This window comes from Ensifer sp. LC11 (assembly GCF_001695835.1).
Taxonomy (GTDB): Bacteria; Pseudomonadota; Alphaproteobacteria; order Rhizobiales; family Rhizobiaceae; genus Ensifer.
This window is the reverse complement of sequence record NZ_MBSO01000009.1, coordinates 45629-64455: the sequence shown is the minus strand read 5'-3', so window position 1 is coordinate 64455 and position 18827 is coordinate 45629. Positions and strand designations below refer to the sequence as shown.

The following is an 18827-nucleotide window of genomic DNA, read 5'->3' as shown; positions in this document are numbered from 1 at the left end:
AGCGCCGACAATCACCTCCCCTCGTGACCGGGATTTGCCTCGCTGATTGTGGGGATCCAAATCGCAGCCACTCGCACTTTCAGCCACACGTCCTTGCTGCGTCTTGCCCTTGCAGCGTCTTGCCCTTCCAGCATCTGCGACTATTGTTCGCCAACCCTAAACCGCTGCTACAGGACATCTCATGAAACTCGGCTTCATCGGCACCGGCGCGCTCTCCTCGGCGATCGTCACCGGTCTCAAGACGCTTGAGTGCGACACCACCTCCGTCATCCTCTCACCCCGCAACGAAGAGATCGCTGCAAGTCTTGCCGCCCGCTTTGCCGATGTTCACGTTGCCGCCGACAATCAGGCGGTGCTCGACGCCTGTGACACGATCATGCTCGGCGTCCGGCCGCAGATCGCCCGCGAGGTGCTGCCCACTTTGCGCTTCCGCCCCGATCATCATGTCGTCAGCCTGATCGCGACCTTCTCCCGTGACGAGATCGCCGAAATGGTCGGCCCGGTCAAGCGCGTCACCAAGGCGCTGCCGATGCCGATGATCGCGATTCGCCAGGGGCCGACGATCCTCTTCCCGCCTGATCCGGACGTTGCGGCCTTCTTCGGCCGGCTTGGCCAGGCGATCGAGGTCGCGAGCGAAAGCGAGTTCGATGCGCTGAGCGTCGCGACCGCCACCTATGCCAGCTATTTCAAGTATCTCGAAACGATCCATAGCTGGCTAAAGGATCACGGCGTGGATGACGCCAAGGGGCGCGATTATGTGGCCTCGCTGTTTGCGGCATTGGGTCAGGCACCGGAGACAACACCGGATTTAAGCTTCGCGCATCTGGCAGAGGACTACGCAACGCGCGGCGGCATCAACGAACAGGTGCTGCGCGAACTGACGGAGCACGGGACCTTCGAGCAGTTCAGGGAAAGTCTCGACGGCATCCACAGGCGCATCACCGCCGCGTCTTGAGGTTTTCAGACGCGCCTGAAGAATGCCCCTCATCCGGCCTGCCGGCCACCTTCTCCCCATTCTGACGGGGAGAAGGAACCCAGTGGCGCTCGCTCGCCTAACAAGAGAGGCATCGAATCCCCTATCGAAACAGCGCCACATAGCGACGCTGCAGGCTGTCCGCGTCCCCTCTTCCCGCCTGCGGGGAGAGGGTTAGTCCTCGGGTTAAACCCGAGGAGAGGGGCAACCACGTCCGCGAGGATCCGGCGCAGCCTCGCCCAAGGTAGGGCTGAAGAGCGCCCCCTGCGCTCTCGCGACGGCAACAAAAATAAGCCCTTCCTAAAGCTGCGTTCTGCGCTACGCTGCGTTTCATCTCGCTTTGCAAACGGCCGAAGCTGAGAGGGAACGGGAGGCATTTGGTGAAAGTCCTCGAATACCTGCCCTACGCCATCGGCTGCGCTGCCGGCCTGCTCCTGGCGCTGTTGATCGGTGCGGTCTGCGGCCTCTCCGATGATGTGAAGCTGGTCGAATCCGTTGCTCTCGTCGTGCTCGGCGGCGGTGTGGCCGAATGGTACTGGAACCAGTTAAGCCGCCGGTAACAGACGAGCCTGCATATCTTGGCCCTGTTCACGCGCGGGGCCGCCATGACCGACATCGCCAGTCCGAATCAAGCCGCCGGCAAGCGCCCCGGCCGCATCGTCGTGGTCACCGCCGGCGGCGAAAACCCGTGGATCATGATCAACGCGCTCGCGGCGCGGTTTGCCGATATCACCGTCATCAAGGAGCAGCCGGAAGCGAAGGGGCTTTTTCTGCGCCGCCGCGCGCGCAAGCTCGGCTGGCTGACGGCACTCGGCCAGCTTGCCACCATGATCGCCTCGCGCTTCGGCAAGCGTTTTACCCGGAACCGCGCAGAAGAAATCCTCGCCACCTACAAGGTCTCGGGAACACCCGAACCGTTGATCCCGCTCACATCGGTCTCGTCGATCAACGATGCAGAGGCCATCGCGCAAATCCACGCGCTGGAACCCGATGTCGTCTTCCTCATTAGCTGCCGTATGCTGAAGGCCGGGACTTTGACCGCCATCTCCTGCCCGGTTCTCAATTTTCATGCGGGCATCAACCCGGCCTATCGCGGCCTGATGGGCGGCTACTGGGCGCGGGTCAATGGTGGCGCGGAAAACTTCGGCGCGACCGTGCATCTGGTCGATGCCGGCGTCGACACCGGCGGCGTGCTCTATCAATCGCGGCAGAAGCCCGCCCGAAACGACACGATGCACACCTATCCGCTGCTGCAGACCGCCGCCTCCACCGAAATTGTGGTCGCTGCAATTGAGGATGCGCTTGCCGGAAATCTGCGCCCGGTCGATGTCGCAGGCCCGTCACGGCAATGGTACCACCCGCCGATCTGGACCTGGCTGTGGAACGGCCTGACGCGCCGCATCTGGTAGGTGGAACAAAGGCTTGTCGCCCCGGCGGGCCGCGACTTAAAAGCCTGAAACTGCGGGCAATCCGCTGCGAACTGCATTGACACGCCCGCCCGCTCGACCGACGCTCGCGCGTCTCCAAAAGCACGGCCGTCGCGGCTCGTTGTCGAGCGTCGTTTTTGGACATATCCAACGTCGTGGCGAGATGAGCCCGGACGCCGGTTGATGCGCATTGTCGCACTACAGCGCCGCGCGTCCTGTCAGACGCGCAAAGTTCGCTGTAGCGCTTTAGAGTGCTGCATGTTTTTGGCCTTCGATCGGTACCGATCAAAGGAAACATGCAGGGGAGGAGATCAACAACCGATGGCAGATCGCATTATCGTCTACTGGCGCGACATACCGGCCCAGGTCATCATCAAGAAGGGCCGCACGACGGCAAAGCGCGAGCTATCGCTGCGCTTCACCGAAGCGATCGACATGTGCGCCATGCGCACCGGTGCGGCGGAAACCGACGATTATCTTGCCGAATGGCGCAAGGCCGATGCGGTGCCGGTCTCCGACGATCTGGAAACGGAAGCGGATCAGGCCGCGGCCGAACTCGAAGCGGCCTATGACCGCGAGCGGCTCGTCGCACTGGTCAAGGCCGGAGGCCGCGACAATGGCTGATGCCAAACCGCCGAGCGAACCGAAGATCATGAAGGGCAATGCCGCGCCCGCGGCAAAGGCTGCGACCGGCGCCTATACCCCGACCGGAGTTTCTCCGAGCCGTCGGTCGCGCCACAAGTATACGGTCCGCCTCTGGGCCGTGCGCAACTCCCGTTTCCTCGAATGGTTCTACAACCGCTTCGCCGATATGTTCCTGCTGCTTCATCCGCTGTGGAACGCCCTTGGCTATGGCCGGGTGGAGCGGCCCATCACCTTCGTCGAGCGTCACGTCAAGGGCTTCCTCTTCGACTGTCGCATGTGCGGCCAGTGCGCGCTGTCGTCGACCGGCATGTCCTGCCCGATGAACTGTCCGAAGCAGCTGCGCAATGGCCCCTGCGGCGGCGTTCGCGCCAACGGCAATTGCGAGGTCGAGCCGGATATGCCCTGCGTCTGGGTGCAGGCCTGGAAGGGCTCGCAGAACATGGAGAAGGGCAACGCGATCATGAACGTGCAGAAGCCGGTCAACCAGTCGCTGCGCGAAACCTCGTCCTGGCTGCGCGTGACGGCGGAAGCCGCAGCGCGCCGTGAAGCGGCATCCAAGGAAGGCCAGGCATGAGCCCCGACATCAATCCCTTCGATCCCGGCGCGCCGCTTGAGCCCCTGCCCGGCCATTCCTCCCGCGGCCGTCTGGAGCGTGTTCTGCGCCGCGGCGAGTTCGCCGTCACCGCCGAGCTCAACCCGCCCGACAGCGCCAACCCGCAGGACGTCTATGAGCGTGCGGCAATCTTCGACGGTTGGGTCGACGGCATCAACGCGGTCGATGCCTCAGGCGCCAACTGCCACATGTCCTCGGTCGGCATCTGCGCGCTCTTAACGCGCATGGGCTATGCCCCGATCATGCAGATCGCCTGCCGCGACAAGAACCGCATCGCCATCCAGGGCGACGTGCTCGGCGCGTCTGCCATGGGTGTACAGAACATCATGTGCCTGACCGGCGACGGCGTGCAGGCCGGCGACCAGCCGGGCGCCAAGCCCGTCTTCGACCTCGACTGCATGTCGCTGCTCGAAACCGTGCGCATCATGCGCGACAACGCGAAGTTCCTCTCGGGCCGCAAGCTGACGACGCCGCCGCAGGTCTTCCTCGGCGCTGCGATCAACCCCTTTGCGCCGCCTTACGATTTCCGCCCCTATCGTCTTGCCAAGAAGATCGAGGCGGGCGCGCAATTCGTGCAGAGCCAGTACTGTTTCGACGTGCCGATGTTCCGCGAATACATGAAGAAGGTGCGCGACCTCGGACTGCACGAGAAATGCTACATCCTCGTCGGCGTCGGGCCGATGGCATCCGCCAAGACCGCCCGCTGGATCCGCTCCAACGTGCCGGGCATCCATATTCCCGACAGCGTGGTTGCGCGTCTTGAAGGCGCGCAGGACCAGAAGAAGGAAGGCAAGCAGCTCTGCATCGACATCATCAACGAGGTGAAGGAGATCGAAGGCGTCTCCGGCATCCACGTCATGGCCTACCGCCAGGAAGAATATGTCGCAGAAATCGTGCATGAATCGGGCGTATTGAAGGGCCGCAAGCCCTGGAAGCACGAAACGCTGCCCGAGGATGCGATGGTTGCCGAGCGGCTGGAGCATATTCGCGAGGGCAAGGAAGAAAACCAGCAGCAGATGGCCGAAGCCGCGGCCCATCACCCGCATTGACCAACCGGCGTCGAGCACTCGACGCCTATCATCGATTTCACGGGCATGATTACATTGCCCCCGCCAGGACAAAGGACCCTTAATGACCCGGACCATCGTCGCTTCCGCCACCCGCGAGATCATCATCGGCTTTGACCAGCCGTTCTGCGTCATTGGTGAGCGCATCAACCCGACCGGCCGCAAGAAGCTCGCCGCCGAAATGATCGAGGGCAACTTCGACACTGTCATCAAGGATGCGCTGGAACAGGTCGCGGCGGGCGCCACGATGCTCGACGTCAATGCCGGCGTTACCGCCGTCAACCCGAACGAGACCGAGCCGCCGCTGCTCGTCAAGACGCTTGAGATCGTCCAGGGCCTCGTCGACGTGCCGCTGTCGATCGACAGCTCGGTCACGGCCGCGATCGAGGCGGCGCTGCGCGTCGCCAAGGGCCGCCCGCTCGTCAACTCCGTCACCGGCGAGGAGGAGAAGCTCGAAGCGATCCTGCCGCTCTGCAAGAAATACGACGTGCCTGTTGTCGCGATCTCCAACGACGAGACCGGCATTTCGGAGGATCCGGATGTGCGCTTCGCCGTCGCCAAGAAGATCGTCGAGCGCGCCGCCGACTTTGGCATCAAGCCGCACGACATCGTCGTCGACCCGCTGGTGATGCCGATCGGCGCCATGGGCACCGCCGGCCAGCAGGTCTTCGCGCTGCTGCGTCGTCTGCGCGAAGAGCTGAAGGTCAACACCACCTGCGGCCTTTCCAACATCTCCTTCGGCCTGCCGCACCGCCACGGCATCAATGCCGGCTTCATCCCGATGGTCATCGGCGCCGGCATGACGTCTGCGATCATGAACCCCTGCCGCCCGCAGGAAATGGAAGCGGTGCGTGCGGCCAACGTGCTCAACGGCACCGACCCGAACTGCACCCACTGGATCAAGACCTATCGCGACCACAAGCCGGCCGAAGGCGGCCACGTGGTTGCCGCCGCACCAGCTGCCGCCGGTGGCGGACGCCGCGGCGGTCGCGCGGCCCGCACCGGCGGAGCCGCTGCAAGCGAATAGGTTCTGTTTCGGCGCCAGGCTGAACGAAAAAGGGAGAACGGCGTTAAAAGGCATCTCAGCCTCTTTTCCGTCTTTCTCCCTTTAGTCATCGAGAAGCCGGCCATCCATGCCCGGATTGCGACTTCGAGATTGACATCCGGCAACGCAAACGTGGAGACTTCCCATGACACGCCGCCTTCGCCTCGATGCCGCAACGCTCTGGTTTGAAGCGCCCTTCGTGATTGCCGTCCGGCTGCAGGAAATGCAGATGGCGGCGCTGATGGGCAAGACGCAGGATGTGACCGAGCTTCACCGCATGGTTTCCGAGAAGATTGCCGCTACGGCCGAGAGTGTCGTCGCTGTCAATGTCGCGCTCTGGAAGGCCGCCTTCGACAATACAATACGGCTGATGACCGGCGGCACCGCCTCGGGCCACGGTACGGCGATTGCGTCCGCGGCGCTGAGGCCCTATGGCAAGCGGGTGCGCAGCAACGCCCGGCGTCTGCAGCGCAAGTGATCCTGTCTGCCGCAGCCTAACTGTTTGAAACAGATCGGCCCATGTCGGGATTGGACAACTATCGGGCGGGGTTCCGGTGCAGTCTGAAATCGTTTACCCGTGCTTCGCTCTTGAGATGAAACACCTTACCGGTACTTCACTCTGGAGAGCGGACCAGACGAAAGAACCGATAGCATGCGCATCGAAGGCACCTCCGAGATCGAGACCAACATGACCGAAGCCGCGCAAAAAGATCCTCTGGTGCTGTTCATGCCTTCGGGCAAGCGCGGCCGCTTCCCGGTCGGGACCCCTGTTCTCGATGCCGCCCGCAAGCTCGGCGTCTATGTCGAAAGCGTCTGCGGTGGCCGCGCCACCTGCGGGCGCTGTCAGATCGAGGTGCAGGAAGGCAATTTCGCCAAGCACAAGATCATTTCCTCCAACGAGCACATCTCGGATAAGGGTGCCAAGGAGGAGCGCTATGAGAAGATCCGCGGTCTTCCCGATGGCCGCCGCCTCTCCTGTTCCGCCCAGATCCTCGGCGATCTCGTCATCGACGTGCCGCAGGACACCGTCATCAATGCGCAGGTCGTGCGCAAGGCTGCGACCGATCGCGTCATCGAGCGCAACGCCGCCGTCCAGCTCTGCTATGTCGAGGTGGACGAGCCCGACATGCACAAGCCGCTCGGCGATCTCGACCGGCTGAAGGTGATGCTGGAAAAGGACTGGGGCTGGAAGGATCTGCTCATCGCGCCGCATCTGATCCCGCAGGTGCAGGGCATCCTGCGCAAGGGCAACTGGGCCGTCACCGCGGCCATCCACCGCGACATGGATTCATCGCGCCCCTTCATCGTCGGCCTGTGGCCGGGTCTGAAGAACGAGGCCTATGGCGTTGCCTGCGACATCGGCTCGACCACGATCGCCATGCATCTGGTCTCGCTGCTTTCCGGCCGCATCGTCGGCTCCTCGGGCGCCTCCAACCCGCAGATCCGCTTCGGCGAAGACCTGATGAGCCGCGTCTCCTATGTGATGATGAACCCGGATGGCCGCGAGGCCATGACCAAGGCGGTGCGCGAGGCGGTCAATGGGCTGATCGGCAAGGTCTGCGCCGAAGGCGAAGTCGACCGCCACGATATTCTCGACATGGTCTTCGTCGGCAATCCGATCATGCACCACCTGTTCCTCGGCATCGACCCGACGGAACTCGGCCAGGCGCCGTTTGCGCTCGCCGTTTCCGGCGCGCTGCAATACTGGGCACACGAGCTCGACATCGACGTCAACCGCGGCGCCAGGCTCTACATGCTGCCCTGCATCGCCGGCCATGTCGGCGCCGATGCGGCCGGTGCCACGCTGTCGGAAGGTCCCTACCGCCAGGACAAGATGATGCTGCTCGTCGATGTCGGCACCAATGCCGAGATCGTGCTCGGCAACAAGGACCGCGTCGTCGCCGCCTCCTCGCCCACCGGCCCCGCCTTCGAGGGTGCGGAAATCTCCTCCGGCCAGCGCGCCGCCCCCGGCGCGATCGAGCGCGTACGCATCGATCCGGAAACGCTGGAGCCGCGCTTCCGCGTGATCGGCGTCGACAAGTGGTCGGACGAGGAAGGCTTTACTGAAGCCGCCGCCTCCGTGGGCGTCACCGGCATCTGCGGCTCGGCGATCATCGAGATCGTCGCCGAGATGTATCTTTCCGGCATTATCTCTGAGGACGGCGTCGTCGATGGCGCGATGGCAGCCAAAAGCCCGCGCATCATCCCGAACGGCCGCACCTTCTCCTACCTGCTGCACGAGGGCGAACAGCGCATCACGGTGACGCAGAACGACATCCGCGCCATCCAGCTTGCCAAGGCAGCACTTTACGCCGGCATCAAGCTCTTGATGGAAAAGCTCGACATCGAGCACGTCGACACCATCCGCTTCGCCGGCGCCTTCGGCTCCTTCATCGACCCGAAATACGCCATGGTGCTGGGCCTCATCCCCGACTGCGACCTCGACGAGGTGAAAGCCGTCGGCAACGCCGCCGGCACCGGCGCGCTGATGGCACTGCTGAACCGCGGCCACCGCCGTGAAATCGAGCAAACCGTCAGCAAAATCGAGAAGATAGAGACGGCGCTTGAATCAAAGTTTCAGGAGCACTTCGTCAACGCCATGGCGATGCCAAACAAGGTCGACACCTTCCCGAAGCTCTCTACGGTGGTGACACTGCCGGAGCGCAAGGTGAGCGGCGACGATGGTGAGGGTGGCGGCAGACGGCGCAGGCGCAGCCGCGAGTAGAACGACGTCGGCGAAAAGACGCGTGATATTTGGGTCCGTCGTTGTCTGCGTTAAAAGCATCGAAGTCCCGGGCGGCGGGATAGATCTCGGCCTCGCCCGCCATCGTCAAGCTCAGCTCCCTAGTAACTGCCGAGCGCTGAGCGGACGTGGCCGAGCCACTGCTTGGCCTGCATTTCTGCCTGGACGCGGGACTACCTACCTACGGCACCCTGCAGAGATCCTGTCTCGCATCGATCGGTGACGCTGCGGCCCTTCGTGTTGTTGCCCAATGTGGCCCAGCGGAAGCCGATGGCGGCATGGGCGCGTTGCCTCTACCCAATCTGGCATTTCTTCCATGTCTTCGGCTGGCGAGGTGATGTCGTCGAACATCGGCGATAGTCGTTGCCGTCTCATCATCCCCGTTATCCCCAGGTCGTTGTGAATTAAGGGGCACGGCTACCAACGGATCGCAAACGATCTTGCGACTCAAGGTAATTCATCGTTTCTTGCTTATGCAACTAGAAACGGAGAACGGAATGCCACCATTCATCATCACATACGATCTAGTGAAAGAAGAAACGTCCGCTGACTACAAACCTCTTATCGATGACTTGAAGGAGAGAGGTGGACACAAATACCAGCTCTCGTGCTGGCTCGTAAACCTTAACAATACCTCCGACGAGGTTCACGCCCACTACCGACAGTTCCTCGATGCGAACGACAAGTTGATGGTGTCCGAACTCACTAACAACCATAAACAGGACAGGAACTTCAAAGGCACCAACGATTGGATCCGCGATAATTCCCCAAGAAGGTGACGAACCCTGCTCCCGCATGAGTGGCAACTTGAGACATCAGCGAACCAAATACTGGGTCTAGTCCCCACCTCGAATATCGGGATCAGCCAAAGCAATCAGAAACAGGAAACTCGCATGGCAGATCAACTGAAGTGGTTCCGACGCCACGAAGCCGTTCACATGCTGAAACGTAACACGCAGCTCATTTTGAGTGGAGTGATCGAAAGCGCCAGCCCTTTCAGAGAATCGGCGTTAATCGAGCTTTCGATAAATTCTTATGAACTGAACAAGTATTGCGAGAATGTCGGAATGCCAATTTCGGGCGCTCATGACCTGACAGGCCCAGGGGTGAGTTCTGTAGCCGACCTAATAAAGCGGTTCAGAAATGCATATGCCCACACGTCAACGACCGAAATCAAAAACTTCGAGCAAAATGCCGGACGCATGTCGATGAATGTTTTCAGTGGCAAAGTGAACGGCATAGCGTTTGGTGATACAGTGCTAGGATGCCCCTATGAGGACGATATAGGGATCAATTTCGGGGCCTACGTCATCTTGGTCGCGCGACATCTTTGCTTCGCACATAATCACGCGGCGAAGATATTGACCGCGGATGGCGAAGGCTCGCCGCACGAGCAAATTGCGTTGTTCAATCATCCAGCGCTATCTGCGCCTGGGTTAAATTGAAGCTACCGGGCTGCTCTATACCGCGGGAGGATGGAGACACTCGGTCTAGCACGGCGGCCGCAATCCCAGAGCAGCGCCGGACGCTATCGCTTGGTCTACTCAGCCCTCTTCCCGAACTCGTGAAGTGAAGGCAACGAACGTACGGCATGGCCGGCAATCATTGAGTAGTCGCACTGGCAGTGCCTCACTCTTCAGCAGACGTGGAAACTGGAGATTTCAGCTTGCCTTAATCCCGGCGGCGGGCGAACGTCTCCTCAACCGCATCTTCGTGAACTGGCATTCGACACCGATGAACAACAAAATTCTCGACACCCTGACCGGCATGTATTTCACGGTCGACGATCCCGATGGAACCTACGGCACCGGCCAGGTTGTCCGCCTTGCCGCCGAAGGCATCTATTTCATTCGCTACGACGGCAACGAGGTGGAGCTGCCGATGGAGCTCGTTTCGATCGGCGAGATGCTGCAGACCACGGAAGAGGATTACAAGCTCTGGCGGTTCTTCGACACGATCGAGGAACGGGACAAGTGGATCGAATGGCTCGACGCGCCATCAAAGCCGCGGGTTGTCACGCTCGTGCGGCCGACCAAGTAACAACAGCGACGTCCGAAGGCTGGCCGCGGCCGACGCTGCCGTTCCTCGCGCGCGATCGATCAATTGTCAGGATGCTCGGAAGGTGACACGGCGGGCGATGCCCGACAGGTGCACGCCTTTCCGAAGCTTTCCGCCACGGTCATTGCCGGAGAGCAAGGTGACGGCGGAGACCATGCTGCCGCATCGACGACGGTCATCGAGGTTTCAACCCGACGGCCGTCGTCCAATGGACGCTCAATAATACGGCGACACGCATTCCTGGCGCGGCCCATAATGGGGCTGGAAACTATTGTCGTAGGCTCTGTATGAGCGATAGCGGTCATAGCACCATTCGACATGCGCGGACGGCGCATTGGAATAGACCCTGCGGGGTGGCGACGCGATGGCGCCACCGATAACCACGCCTGCTCCGAATGCAGCCAGAGGATACCACCAGCCATCGCTGTGCCTGCGGTAGCCGTCGCGACGGTAGCGGTAGCCCTCGTAGCCATTGTAATAGCCGTATCGTGGGCCCGCATTGTAGCGGTTGCCGTTGTAGCGGTAGCCGTCGTACCCGCGCTTGTGTCGCGGGCCGCCGTAGTGGCCTGGCTTGTGGTGGATCAACTCGACCGGCTGGGAAGCCGACTGCCCAACGGAAACGGGGGACATGGGCACGGCCTGCGCCGAGACCGCCGACAGCGCCGTAGCGGCGGCCACGAGTACTGCACCTATTCTTTTCATCGCATCATCCAACTGTTTTTCATCGGGCCATTTTCCGCAATCCGCCATGAATGTCGGATGAACGTGCGCGGCTTGGCACAGCAGCTTGTCTAAACCATGACCTGATTTGGCGTCCACAGCCTGTGCCGGGCACGTTGAATCGCCCATCGTCGCTTGCCCATACGACCGGAAACCGGGAGAGAAGGCGGCGAAAAGGTGCCAGCAGATCAGTCCCTCTCGACTCACGTCGCTTGCCGATGCAATCTCTGATGGTTGTCAGTACGGGGATGGGGCAGGAACTGTGTGATGCGAAGAGCTGTCGGGGTTTGTCTCGCCTTAGCAACCGCGCTGTTGGCCGTTTGGTGGATGATAGAAGCGGGCACCTTCATTTCCAGATACATCGCATTTTCTCATTTGAACCAAGGTGGACCATTGTCACAGGCAACAGGTCCAAGGCCGGACGCCTACGATAGAGCGGCCTACCCTTTCTATCTCGTGCTGCTCCTGGCCCCGATCATCGGTGCTGCTGGCTTTGCATATTGCCTGCTTTTTGACTTTGCGCTGAAAACAAGAAGCTTCGTCTATGCCGTGGTGCTGGCCATCCTGCTCCCGCTCAACTTGTTCAACTATGGCCAGGGTGATGTCGTTTTAGGCGCGCCGCTTCAGGCCGTCGTTAACATGGCGACCATTTTTTGCGGATTGGTGATCGTCGCAGTGACGTGGACAATGGACGTTTCGGCGGTCGACGCCCGGATTGCGAAGGCCTTGGCAATCGTGCTTATCCTGGCCTCGGCCGTACTGGCGCCGGCCTTGTACACCGCGGTTTGGGCCATGTATGCCATCGGCATGATCGATAAGTCCGCGGCCGATCAGGTAACTTGGCAGCACATAACTGCCGTGGCTGGCATTGCGTCTTCGGTCATCACGATCCTGAAGTTTCTCTATGACGTCAGAAAAGACGCCCGCGCACTGGAAACCCCCTCTAGGTAAGGGCTGCTTGCGCAGGCAATCTGGCCACGCTTCACGCCGCCCTCGCCGCAAACGCCGCGAGCAACCCGGCCCAGCCGCCTTCGGAATCGAGCGCGCGCCGCGCTTCCTCCGCCTTGGCGCCATAGTTCGCGAGGTTGCGATGCTCGAGCCGCACGGTCGTGCCGCCGTCGGCTGTCGGTTCGAAGGTGACTTCCACTTCGGTCCGGAATTCTGGATCGAAGGTCCAGTCGGCATTGAGCTGCCAGGCAAAAAGGATGCGCTTCGGCGGCTCGTAGGCAAGCACCCGGCCCCACTCCCTTTCCTCACCTGACACGCCGATCTCATACCAGCGCCCGCCGGCGCGGGGCTCGACGACAATGGTCTTCTGTCCGCTTGCCGTCAGGCTGTGGGTCTTCAGCCACCAGTCGCCCATCTGCGTCGCGAAGATCTCGAAGGCGCGCTCAGGCGGCGCGCTGACGGTGACGGATTTCAGCACCGGGGCCGGTTCGATCCTATGCATGCTCTTCCTCCGCTCAACGGTTGCCGCCTTTGATCACTCCGTCTCGTCGCCGTCGGCGAGCGTCTTGAAAGCCGCAAGCTGCTCGTCCCAGAAACGGTCCAGCCATTGGCGCAAGGGCCCAAGGCCACTCGGATCGATCGAATAGATCCTGCGCGCGCCGGCCGGCTGGTCAACGACCAGGCGCGCCTCCTTCAGCACTTTCAGATGTTGTGAGATCGCCGGCTGCGACACCGGCATCACGCGTGCCAGCTCCGCCACTGAAAGGCGACCTTCCGCCAGTTTCTCGAAGATGGCACGCCGGGTCGGATCGGCCAGAGCCACCAATGCCCTCGCTTCATAAGTCATGACTTATCATAATTGATCACTTATGAAAGTCAACCTCGCCCCAGGCGCAAGAGCGCCGCGCGTTCGGTGGAACACGCGGCGCTTGAGTTGATAGCGGTGTCGCCCGAGGCTTATTGCGGCGTCAGATCGAAGCCGAACCACTTTTCAGAAAGGCGCTTGATGGTGCCGTCGGCCTTGGCCGCGGCGACGGCGTCGTCGAACAGCACCTTCAGTTCCGGGTCGCTCTTGCGCAGCCCGACGGAGCTACCGGCGCCAAGGAAGCCGCCCTGGAAGCGCGGGCCCGTGATGACCATATCGCTGTTGGCGGGCTTTTCGACCGTGGTCTTCAAATAACCCATCGAGGCCATGACGAAATCGACGCGGCCGGCGACGAGGTCGAGATCGTGCTGCTCGGTCGTCTTGTATTCGCGCACCTCGACCACGTCCTTCAGATATTCGTCGATGAAGCGCGCCGCGATCGACGCGGTCTGGACGCCGATGGTCTTGCCCTCGATCAGCGGCTTCAGTTCGTCTACCGCCTTGCGCGCGCCCGCCTCGTTGGAGGCGAGCGAGAACAGTTCGCCCTTCATCGGCAGCGTTTCGAGATCGCCACCCTTCAGCGTCGCGAAGGCCTGGCCGGTGCTGCCGTAGGACGTCGAGAAGTCGATGACTTCCTTGCGCTTCTCGGTCGCCGACATGCCGGCCATGATGGCGTCGAACTTGCCGGCGTTGAGCGCCGGGATCATGCCGTCGAAGGACTGGGCGATGACGGTGCATTCGACCTTCATGTGGTCACAGAGAATTTTGCTGAGCTCGATCTCGTAGCCGTCGAGCGTGCCGTCTGCCTTGGTGAGGTTATAGGGCGGAAAGGCGCCTTCGGTGGCGATCGTCACCTTCGTCCACTTCTTGTCTTCGGCCTTGGCCGGCACGGACATCAGCCCCGCGGCAACGGCAAGCGCCGAGGCGATGATTGCGGTGGTCTTCTTCATTACAGCATTCCCCTTTTTGTGGATGTTGATTGGTATGCGTGTTGGCGGCCGGCCGTAGCTGGCGCCTCAACTCTTGATGAATTGGCGGAACCGCTCGGACTTCGAGCGGGTGAAGACCTCGTGCGGCGGCCCTTCCTCCTCGATCGTTCCCTTGTGCACGAAGACGACGCGGCTGGAGACATCGCGGGCAAAGCCCATTTCATGGGTCACGACCAGCATGGTGCGCCCCTCCTCGGCGAGCCCGCGCATGACGCGCAGCACCTCGCCGACCAGCTCCGGGTCGAGCGCCGAGGTCGGTTCGTCGAGGAGCATCGCCTTCGGGCGCATCGCAAGCGCGCGGGCGATTGCGGCACGCTGCTGCTGGCCGCCCGAAAGATGCGAGGGGTAGTGGTTGCGCTTGTCGGCGATGCCGACCTTGGCAAGCAGCGCTTCAGCCTCCTCGATCGCCTCGGCGCGCGGGCGCTTCAGCACATGCACCGGCGCCTCGATGACATTTTCGAGTACGGTCTTGTGGGACCAGAGATTGAAGCTCTGGAACACCATGCCGAGTTCGGAGCGGATACGGTCCACCTGTTTCTGGTCGGCTGGGCGGCTGCGCCCGTCGCTCGAAGTTTTCAGCCGGATGGCCTCACCGGCGACCTCGATCGTGCCCGAATTCGGCACCTCCAGCATGTTGATGCAGCGAAGCAGCGTCGACTTGCCGGAGCCGGACGATCCAAGAATGGAAATCACTTCGCCCTCGCGCGCCTCGAGCGACACGCCTTTCAGCACCTCGATGGGCCCGAAGCTCTTGTGTAGGTCGTGCACGCGGATGGCGACCGGAGTGGTGACGGCGGCGGAGATGTTCAATGCGTTTCTCCCTTGAGTTCTGCGGAAATCGCCAGCGGCGCGCGCAGGTGCGGGTTCAGCCTGGCTTCGGCGAAGGCGACGAGCCGGGTCAGCGCGAAGTTGATGGCGAGATAGATGAACCCGGCGACGACGAAGACCTCGATCACCCGGTAGCTCTCCGAAATGAGCTTGGCGGCGACGCCGGTGATTTCCATCAGCGTGATGATCGAGGCGAGCGAGGTCGCCTTGACCATGGAGATCATCTCGTTGCCGTAACCGGGCAGCGCCTGGCGCAGCGCTTGCGGCATGACGATGCGGCGGAAGATCATGAAGCGACCCATGCCGCAGGCGCGCGCTGCCTCCACCTGCCCGTGCGGCACCGAAATGAGCCCGCCGCGGATGATTTCGCTGGCATAGGCGGCCGTGTTCAGCATCAGCGCCAGCACCGCGCACCAGTAGGGTTCTCTCAGCAGCGGCCAGAAGATGCTGTGGCGCACGGCCGGAAACTGGCTGAGACCGTAATAGATCAGGAAGATCTGCACGAGCAGCGGCGTTCCCCGAAACAGGAACACATAAGTGCGAGCAAAGAGATCGAGTGCGAGAATGCCCGAGAGGCGGGAAAGCGCGAGAGCGAGAGCGAGAACCGAGCCGAGCGCGATCGAGGTCACGGCAAGCTCCAGCGTCAACGGCAGCGCCGCCGCCAGGCTCCAGAAGGTTTCAAGGGCAAATTTGATATCCATCAGCCCCTCCTGACGCCGCGCTGGAAGCGGCGCTCAGTGACCTGAAGGATCAGGCCCGAGACCGTGGAAATCGCGAGATAGATCATCGCTGCGATAAAGAAGAAATCGAAGGGACGGCTGGTCGATCCGGCGCCGATCTGCGCCTGGCGCAGGAGTTCTACGACGCCCGTGACCGAGACCAGTGCGGATTCCTTCAGCACCACCTGCCAGACGTTGCCGAGACCTGGCAGCGCATAACGCAGCGTCAAGGGCGCGGTGATGCGGCGGAACTTGAGGAGCCGCCCCATGCCGCAGGCGGTCGCCGCCTCCAGTTCCCCCGGATGCACGGCACGAAAGGCGCCGCGATAGACCTCGGTCTGCTGGGCGCCGGAGGTGATGCCGACCGCAAGCGCGCCGGCGATGAAGCCGGGAAAGCTGACGAAGCCCTCCGCGCCGAACAGCTGGCCGACCGCCGTCACCACGGCGCTGCCGCCGAAATAGAAGAGATAGATGACCAGCAGGTCGGGAATGCCGCGAAGGATGGTGGTGTAGGCCTCGGCGCAAGCACGGACGACCGGACCGCCGGCGATCTTCGCCCAGGCGCCGAAGGTGCCGATGAGGCCGCCGATCGCAAAACCTGATATCGCGATCAGGATCGTCATCCACGCGCCGGCCGCAAGCGCCGGCCCCCAGCCGTCCGGCCCGAAGCTGATGATGTCAAGGAAACCGGGCTCAGTCATCGCAGCGCCTCCCTTCGCTTGTCGATCGATGACCTAACCATGGCTCACGCCGGGGATCGGTGGGTCAACATTGTCAGGAATGGGATTGACGAACGGCGTGCCCTCCAGCCTCGCGGCATGGTCGGCCTTGGCCGCGGCAATCAGCGCCGGATCGAGGATCAGCTCGATCGCCGTGCTCGCCATCACCTTGGCCGCATGTTCCATGCCCTTATGGGCGGCCGGAAGCTTGCCTTGCGCAACCAGCTGCCAGGAGTGGCCGGGCGTGCCGATGGCGTAAGTGGCGCCGCGCATCTGCACGGTCGGCACCACCCAGCTGACCGTTCCGACATCGGTGGAGCCGACAAGCGTGCCGGCGCCGTTCTCGGGCGGGAAGATCGTGTCGCAGAGGGAAACACCGCGGCGCAGCTTCAGGCCGAAGCGCTCGAAGGCAGACGCGATATCCTCATTTGTGAAGGTCTCCTGGAACCTTGCAGCCATCCTGCGGTCGTCCTCATCGAACCGAGGCGGCCCCAGATGCTCGAGCTGGCGATGCATCAGCGCTTCGAGCGGCGTGTTGCCGATCAGATTGGCGTCGCCGCTGACGATCTCGTCGCTGACCGAGGTGCCGGTCATCAGCGCCGCGCCCTTGGAGACGCTGCGGACCCGTTCGACGAGGTCCAGAAGCTCCGGCAGGCTGCGGGCGCGAACGAGATAGCGCGCCTTCGCGCGTGCCTGCACGACGTTCGGCGCGTTGCCGCCCGTGTCAGTGACCGCATAGTGGATCCGCGCCGACGACGGCATGTGCTCGCGCAGATAGTTGACGCCGACATTCATCAGTTCAAGCGCGTCGAGCGCACTGCGGCCCAGGTGGGGAGCCGCCGAAGCGTGCGACGCCCGACCGCTGAAGCGGAAGTCGAGTTCGTTGCAGGCAAGCGAGATCGGGTTGTTGACACCGGCAAAGGGTGCCGGGTGCCAGGAGATCGCGATATCGACATCGTCGAACACGCCGGCGCGCACCATGAAGCCCTTGGACGAACCGCCCTCTTCCGCCGGGCAGCCGTAATAGCGGACCCGCCCCTCGATGCCGTTGGCAGCGAGATAGTCCTTGACGGCGGTGGCCGCCATCATCGAGCCGGCGCCGAGCAGGTTGTGGCCGCAGCCATGGCCGTTGCCGCCTTCGGTGAGCGGCCGCTCCTCGGCAATGCCGGCCGCCTGGCTCAAGCCCGGCAGCGCATCGAACTCGCCGAGGATGGCGATAACAGGCCCGCCCTCACCTGCCTCGCCCATGACCGCCGTCGGCATGCCGGCGATGCCACGCGACACGCGAAAGCCCTCGGCTTCGAGCAGTGCCGCATGTTCGGCGGACGAAGAAAACTCCTCATAGTTGGTTTCCGGCGTATCCCAGACCCGGTCGCTGAGCGCAAAGAATGCTTCGCGCTTGGTCTCGAGCAGTTCCCAGACGGCATGCGAATTCTTCATGGTTTACCGGCGCCCCCAATAATAGTATCCATTATTGGCGCCAATTTACGGAATCATTTTTGGATACACAAGAGAGGCGCGATGAATTATTTCGGTTGGCGTGGAGAGCGCCTCAGCGGTCGATCACGGCAATCGGCGGCGGCTTTGAGCCGGCCGTCACGGTGACGCGGTCTCGGCCCCAAGGCGTTGAAACTGGCCGAGAAAATCCCCCCGCCCGCATTGAATTGTCGCGGGCGTCATCATAGTTTCTCCAAAAATGGAACCAATTCCTGGAAGGGATCGGACAGTGGACACGAGAAAAACAGGACCGGCGATGAGCGACGATCTGATGGAAACGGAAGCGTCCACGGACAAGAAGGACGTGACCGAGCTTTTGCTGCACGACATCCTGACCGGAACCCTTCCCGCCGGCACCTGGCTCAAGCAGATCGACCTGGAACGCCGCTATGATTGCACCCGGCCCGAGGTTCGACGCGCACTCGATCGCCTGTCGCAAAAGCGCCTGGTGCAGCACAATCCCAACCGCGGCTACCAGGTCTACGAGCTCGACGACCAGCGCACGCAGGAAATCAGCGACATCCGCGTGATCCTCGAGACCGGCATCGCCGACCGGATTGTGGCGAACGTGACGCCGGAATCCGTCAGGGCGTTGCGGGACCTCGCCAGGGCCTTCGACGAGATGTCGTTTCGCGGCTCGATCATGGAGCACTACGACGCGAACCTCGCCTTCCACCGCGCCCTGCTCATGCTGGCGGGCAACACCGAACTCGTGAACATCATCGCCGAAATCCGCCAGCGGACAGCCTCGGCCCCGGTCTCGCAATGGCGCACGCGCGCCCGCATCGAACAATCGGCCCGCGAGCATCACCTGATGGTCGATGCGCTGGAAGCCAGGGACCTGGCCGAGCTGAAGCGCCTGATCGAAATCCATATCCGCCAGGCGCCGATCAGGGCGTGAAACTCTGGCCTTTCGGCGCTTCGCCTGTCAGGCAATCTCTTCGCCATCCCACGAATGGCAATATTGCGCC

General features: G+C 62.3%; 22 protein-coding genes. 14 read left to right on the top strand and 8 right to left on the bottom strand.

Annotation, left to right across the window (positions count from 1 at the left end; all coding sequences use genetic code 11):
• Positions 1-181: 181 nt before the first annotated feature.
• The 12 genes from BBX50_RS06830 to BBX50_RS06775 all read left to right on the top strand — a co-directional run bounded on the left by BBX50_RS06830 (position 182) and on the right by BBX50_RS06775 (position 10553).
• Positions 182-955, top strand: coding sequence for a pyrroline-5-carboxylate reductase (locus BBX50_RS06830; RefSeq protein WP_065774563.1), 774 nt, complete (start codon positions 182-184; stop codon positions 953-955).
• Between the two features lie 398 nt (positions 956-1353).
• Positions 1354-1533: a hypothetical protein gene (locus tag BBX50_RS06825; protein WP_139108536.1), complete on the top strand. Its 180-nt coding sequence runs from the start codon at positions 1354-1356 to the stop codon at positions 1531-1533.
• A 45-nt stretch (positions 1534-1578) separates the two neighbouring features.
• Positions 1579-2382, top strand: a complete 804-nt coding sequence (locus BBX50_RS06820; protein ID WP_065774647.1) for a formyl transferase — start codon at positions 1579-1581, stop codon at positions 2380-2382.
• Between the two features lie 339 nt (positions 2383-2721).
• The gene (locus BBX50_RS06815; RefSeq protein WP_065774561.1) at positions 2722-3024 is read left to right on the top strand and encodes a virulence factor; all 303 of its coding nucleotides are present in this window, start codon (positions 2722-2724) and stop codon (positions 3022-3024) included.
• On the top strand, positions 3017-3619 hold the full coding sequence (locus BBX50_RS06810; protein WP_065774560.1) for a methylenetetrahydrofolate reductase C-terminal domain-containing protein: 603 nt from the start codon (positions 3017-3019) through the stop codon (positions 3617-3619). Before BBX50_RS06815 ends, BBX50_RS06810 begins: the two co-directional genes overlap by 8 nt.
• A complete protein-coding gene (locus BBX50_RS06805; protein WP_065774559.1) occupies positions 3616-4707 on the top strand; it encodes a methylenetetrahydrofolate reductase in 1092 nt (363 codons plus the stop codon). Before BBX50_RS06810 ends, BBX50_RS06805 begins: the two co-directional genes overlap by 4 nt.
• Before the next feature lie 82 nt (positions 4708-4789).
• Positions 4790-5752: a methyltetrahydrofolate cobalamin methyltransferase gene (locus tag BBX50_RS06800; protein WP_065774558.1), complete on the top strand. Its 963-nt coding sequence runs from the start codon at positions 4790-4792 to the stop codon at positions 5750-5752.
• Between the two features lie 163 nt (positions 5753-5915).
• Positions 5916-6248: a hypothetical protein gene (locus BBX50_RS06795; RefSeq protein ID WP_065774557.1), complete on the top strand. Its 333-nt coding sequence runs from the start codon at positions 5916-5918 to the stop codon at positions 6246-6248.
• A gap of 174 nt (positions 6249-6422) precedes the next feature.
• Positions 6423-8495: an ASKHA domain-containing protein gene (locus tag BBX50_RS06790; protein ID WP_065774556.1), complete on the top strand. Its 2073-nt coding sequence runs from the start codon at positions 6423-6425 to the stop codon at positions 8493-8495.
• 515 nt (positions 8496-9010) lie between these two features.
• Positions 9011-9292: a hypothetical protein gene (locus BBX50_RS06785; RefSeq protein ID WP_065774555.1), complete on the top strand. Its 282-nt coding sequence runs from the start codon at positions 9011-9013 to the stop codon at positions 9290-9292.
• A 114-nt stretch (positions 9293-9406) separates the two neighbouring features.
• Positions 9407-9958, top strand: coding sequence for a hypothetical protein (locus BBX50_RS06780; RefSeq protein ID WP_065774554.1), 552 nt, complete (start codon positions 9407-9409; stop codon positions 9956-9958).
• Positions 9959-10247: 289 nt separating this feature from the next.
• Positions 10248-10553 carry a hypothetical protein gene (locus BBX50_RS06775; RefSeq protein WP_065774553.1) on the top strand — a complete coding sequence of 102 codons (306 nt, stop codon included), beginning with the start codon at positions 10248-10250 and terminating at the stop codon, positions 10551-10553.
• Between the two features lie 234 nt (positions 10554-10787).
• Here BBX50_RS06775 and BBX50_RS06770 read toward each other — a convergent pair whose 3' ends face one another.
• On the bottom strand, positions 10788-11273 hold the full coding sequence (locus BBX50_RS06770) for a BA14K family protein (protein WP_065774646.1): 486 nt from the start codon (positions 11271-11273) through the stop codon (positions 10788-10790).
• A gap of 285 nt (positions 11274-11558) precedes the next feature.
• Between BBX50_RS06770 and BBX50_RS06765 the strand changes: the two genes are divergently transcribed.
• A complete protein-coding gene (locus BBX50_RS06765; RefSeq protein WP_065774552.1) occupies positions 11559-12242 on the top strand; it encodes a hypothetical protein in 684 nt (227 codons plus the stop codon).
• A 31-nt stretch (positions 12243-12273) separates the two neighbouring features.
• Here the strand turns inward: BBX50_RS06765 and BBX50_RS06760 are convergent, their stop codons facing one another.
• The 7 genes from BBX50_RS06760 to BBX50_RS06730 form a co-directional block, all read right to left on the bottom strand.
• Positions 12274-12741, bottom strand: coding sequence for an SRPBCC family protein (locus BBX50_RS06760; RefSeq protein WP_065774551.1), 468 nt, complete (start codon positions 12739-12741; stop codon positions 12274-12276).
• A gap of 33 nt (positions 12742-12774) precedes the next feature.
• Entirely contained in the window at positions 12775-13086 is a 312-nt protein-coding gene (locus tag BBX50_RS06755) for a metalloregulator ArsR/SmtB family transcription factor (protein ID WP_065774550.1), read from the bottom strand.
• 110 nt (positions 13087-13196) lie between these two features.
• Complete coding sequence (locus BBX50_RS06750) at positions 13197-14054, bottom strand: transporter substrate-binding domain-containing protein (RefSeq protein ID WP_065774549.1); 858 nt, start codon at positions 14052-14054, stop codon at positions 13197-13199.
• A 66-nt stretch (positions 14055-14120) separates the two neighbouring features.
• Positions 14121-14903, bottom strand: a complete 783-nt coding sequence (locus tag BBX50_RS06745; RefSeq protein ID WP_065774548.1) for an ATP-binding cassette domain-containing protein — start codon at positions 14901-14903, stop codon at positions 14121-14123.
• On the bottom strand, positions 14900-15622 hold the full coding sequence (locus BBX50_RS06740) for an ABC transporter permease subunit (RefSeq protein WP_065774547.1): 723 nt from the start codon (positions 15620-15622) through the stop codon (positions 14900-14902). The genes BBX50_RS06745 and BBX50_RS06740 overlap by 4 nt, the downstream gene beginning before the upstream one ends.
• Positions 15622-16341, bottom strand: a complete 720-nt coding sequence (locus BBX50_RS06735; protein WP_065774546.1) for an ABC transporter permease subunit — start codon at positions 16339-16341, stop codon at positions 15622-15624. The genes BBX50_RS06740 and BBX50_RS06735 overlap by 1 nt, the downstream gene beginning before the upstream one ends.
• 33 nt (positions 16342-16374) lie before the next feature.
• On the bottom strand, positions 16375-17799 hold the full coding sequence (locus BBX50_RS06730; protein WP_065774545.1) for a M20 family metallopeptidase: 1425 nt from the start codon (positions 17797-17799) through the stop codon (positions 16375-16377).
• Between the two features lie 313 nt (positions 17800-18112).
• Between BBX50_RS06730 and BBX50_RS06725 the strand changes: the two genes are divergently transcribed.
• A complete protein-coding gene (locus BBX50_RS06725; RefSeq protein WP_065774544.1) occupies positions 18113-18757 on the top strand; it encodes a GntR family transcriptional regulator in 645 nt (214 codons plus the stop codon).
• Positions 18758-18827: the final 70 nt, after the last annotated feature.

Bases quoted from the DNA above. Each gene is read 5' to 3' on its own strand.
- BBX50_RS06830 (WP_065774563.1), top strand. From the start codon at position 182: ATGAAACTCGGCTTCATCGGCACCGGCGCGCTCTCCTCGGCGATCGTC.
- BBX50_RS06820 (WP_065774647.1), top strand. From the start codon at position 1,579: ATGACCGACATCGCCAGTCCGAATCAAGCCGCCGGCAAGCGCCCCGGC.
- BBX50_RS06815 (WP_065774561.1), top strand. From the start codon at position 2,722: ATGGCAGATCGCATTATCGTCTACTGGCGCGACATACCGGCCCAGGTC.
- BBX50_RS06810 (WP_065774560.1), top strand. From the start codon at position 3,017: ATGGCTGATGCCAAACCGCCGAGCGAACCGAAGATCATGAAGGGCAAT.
- BBX50_RS06805 (WP_065774559.1), top strand. From the start codon at position 3,616: ATGAGCCCCGACATCAATCCCTTCGATCCCGGCGCGCCGCTTGAGCCC.
- BBX50_RS06800 (WP_065774558.1), top strand. From the start codon at position 4,790: ATGACCCGGACCATCGTCGCTTCCGCCACCCGCGAGATCATCATCGGC.
- BBX50_RS06795 (WP_065774557.1), top strand. From the start codon at position 5,916: ATGACACGCCGCCTTCGCCTCGATGCCGCAACGCTCTGGTTTGAAGCG.
- BBX50_RS06790 (WP_065774556.1), top strand. From the start codon at position 6,423: ATGCGCATCGAAGGCACCTCCGAGATCGAGACCAACATGACCGAAGCC.
- BBX50_RS06785 (WP_065774555.1), top strand. From the start codon at position 9,011: ATGCCACCATTCATCATCACATACGATCTAGTGAAAGAAGAAACGTCC.
- BBX50_RS06780 (WP_065774554.1), top strand. From the start codon at position 9,407: ATGGCAGATCAACTGAAGTGGTTCCGACGCCACGAAGCCGTTCACATG.
- BBX50_RS06775 (WP_065774553.1), top strand. From the start codon at position 10,248: ATGAACAACAAAATTCTCGACACCCTGACCGGCATGTATTTCACGGTC.
- BBX50_RS06770 (WP_065774646.1), bottom strand. From the start codon at position 11,273: ATGAAAAGAATAGGTGCAGTACTCGTGGCCGCCGCTACGGCGCTGTCG.
- BBX50_RS06765 (WP_065774552.1), top strand. From the start codon at position 11,559: ATGCGAAGAGCTGTCGGGGTTTGTCTCGCCTTAGCAACCGCGCTGTTG.
- BBX50_RS06760 (WP_065774551.1), bottom strand. From the start codon at position 12,741: ATGCATAGGATCGAACCGGCCCCGGTGCTGAAATCCGTCACCGTCAGC.
- BBX50_RS06755 (WP_065774550.1), bottom strand. From the start codon at position 13,086: ATGACTTATGAAGCGAGGGCATTGGTGGCTCTGGCCGATCCGACCCGG.
- BBX50_RS06750 (WP_065774549.1), bottom strand. From the start codon at position 14,054: ATGAAGAAGACCACCGCAATCATCGCCTCGGCGCTTGCCGTTGCCGCG.
- BBX50_RS06740 (WP_065774547.1), bottom strand. From the start codon at position 15,622: ATGGATATCAAATTTGCCCTTGAAACCTTCTGGAGCCTGGCGGCGGCG.
- BBX50_RS06735 (WP_065774546.1), bottom strand. From the start codon at position 16,341: ATGACTGAGCCCGGTTTCCTTGACATCATCAGCTTCGGGCCGGACGGC.
- BBX50_RS06730 (WP_065774545.1), bottom strand. From the start codon at position 17,799: ATGAAGAATTCGCATGCCGTCTGGGAACTGCTCGAGACCAAGCGCGAA.
- BBX50_RS06725 (WP_065774544.1), top strand. From the start codon at position 18,113: ATGAGCGACGATCTGATGGAAACGGAAGCGTCCACGGACAAGAAGGAC.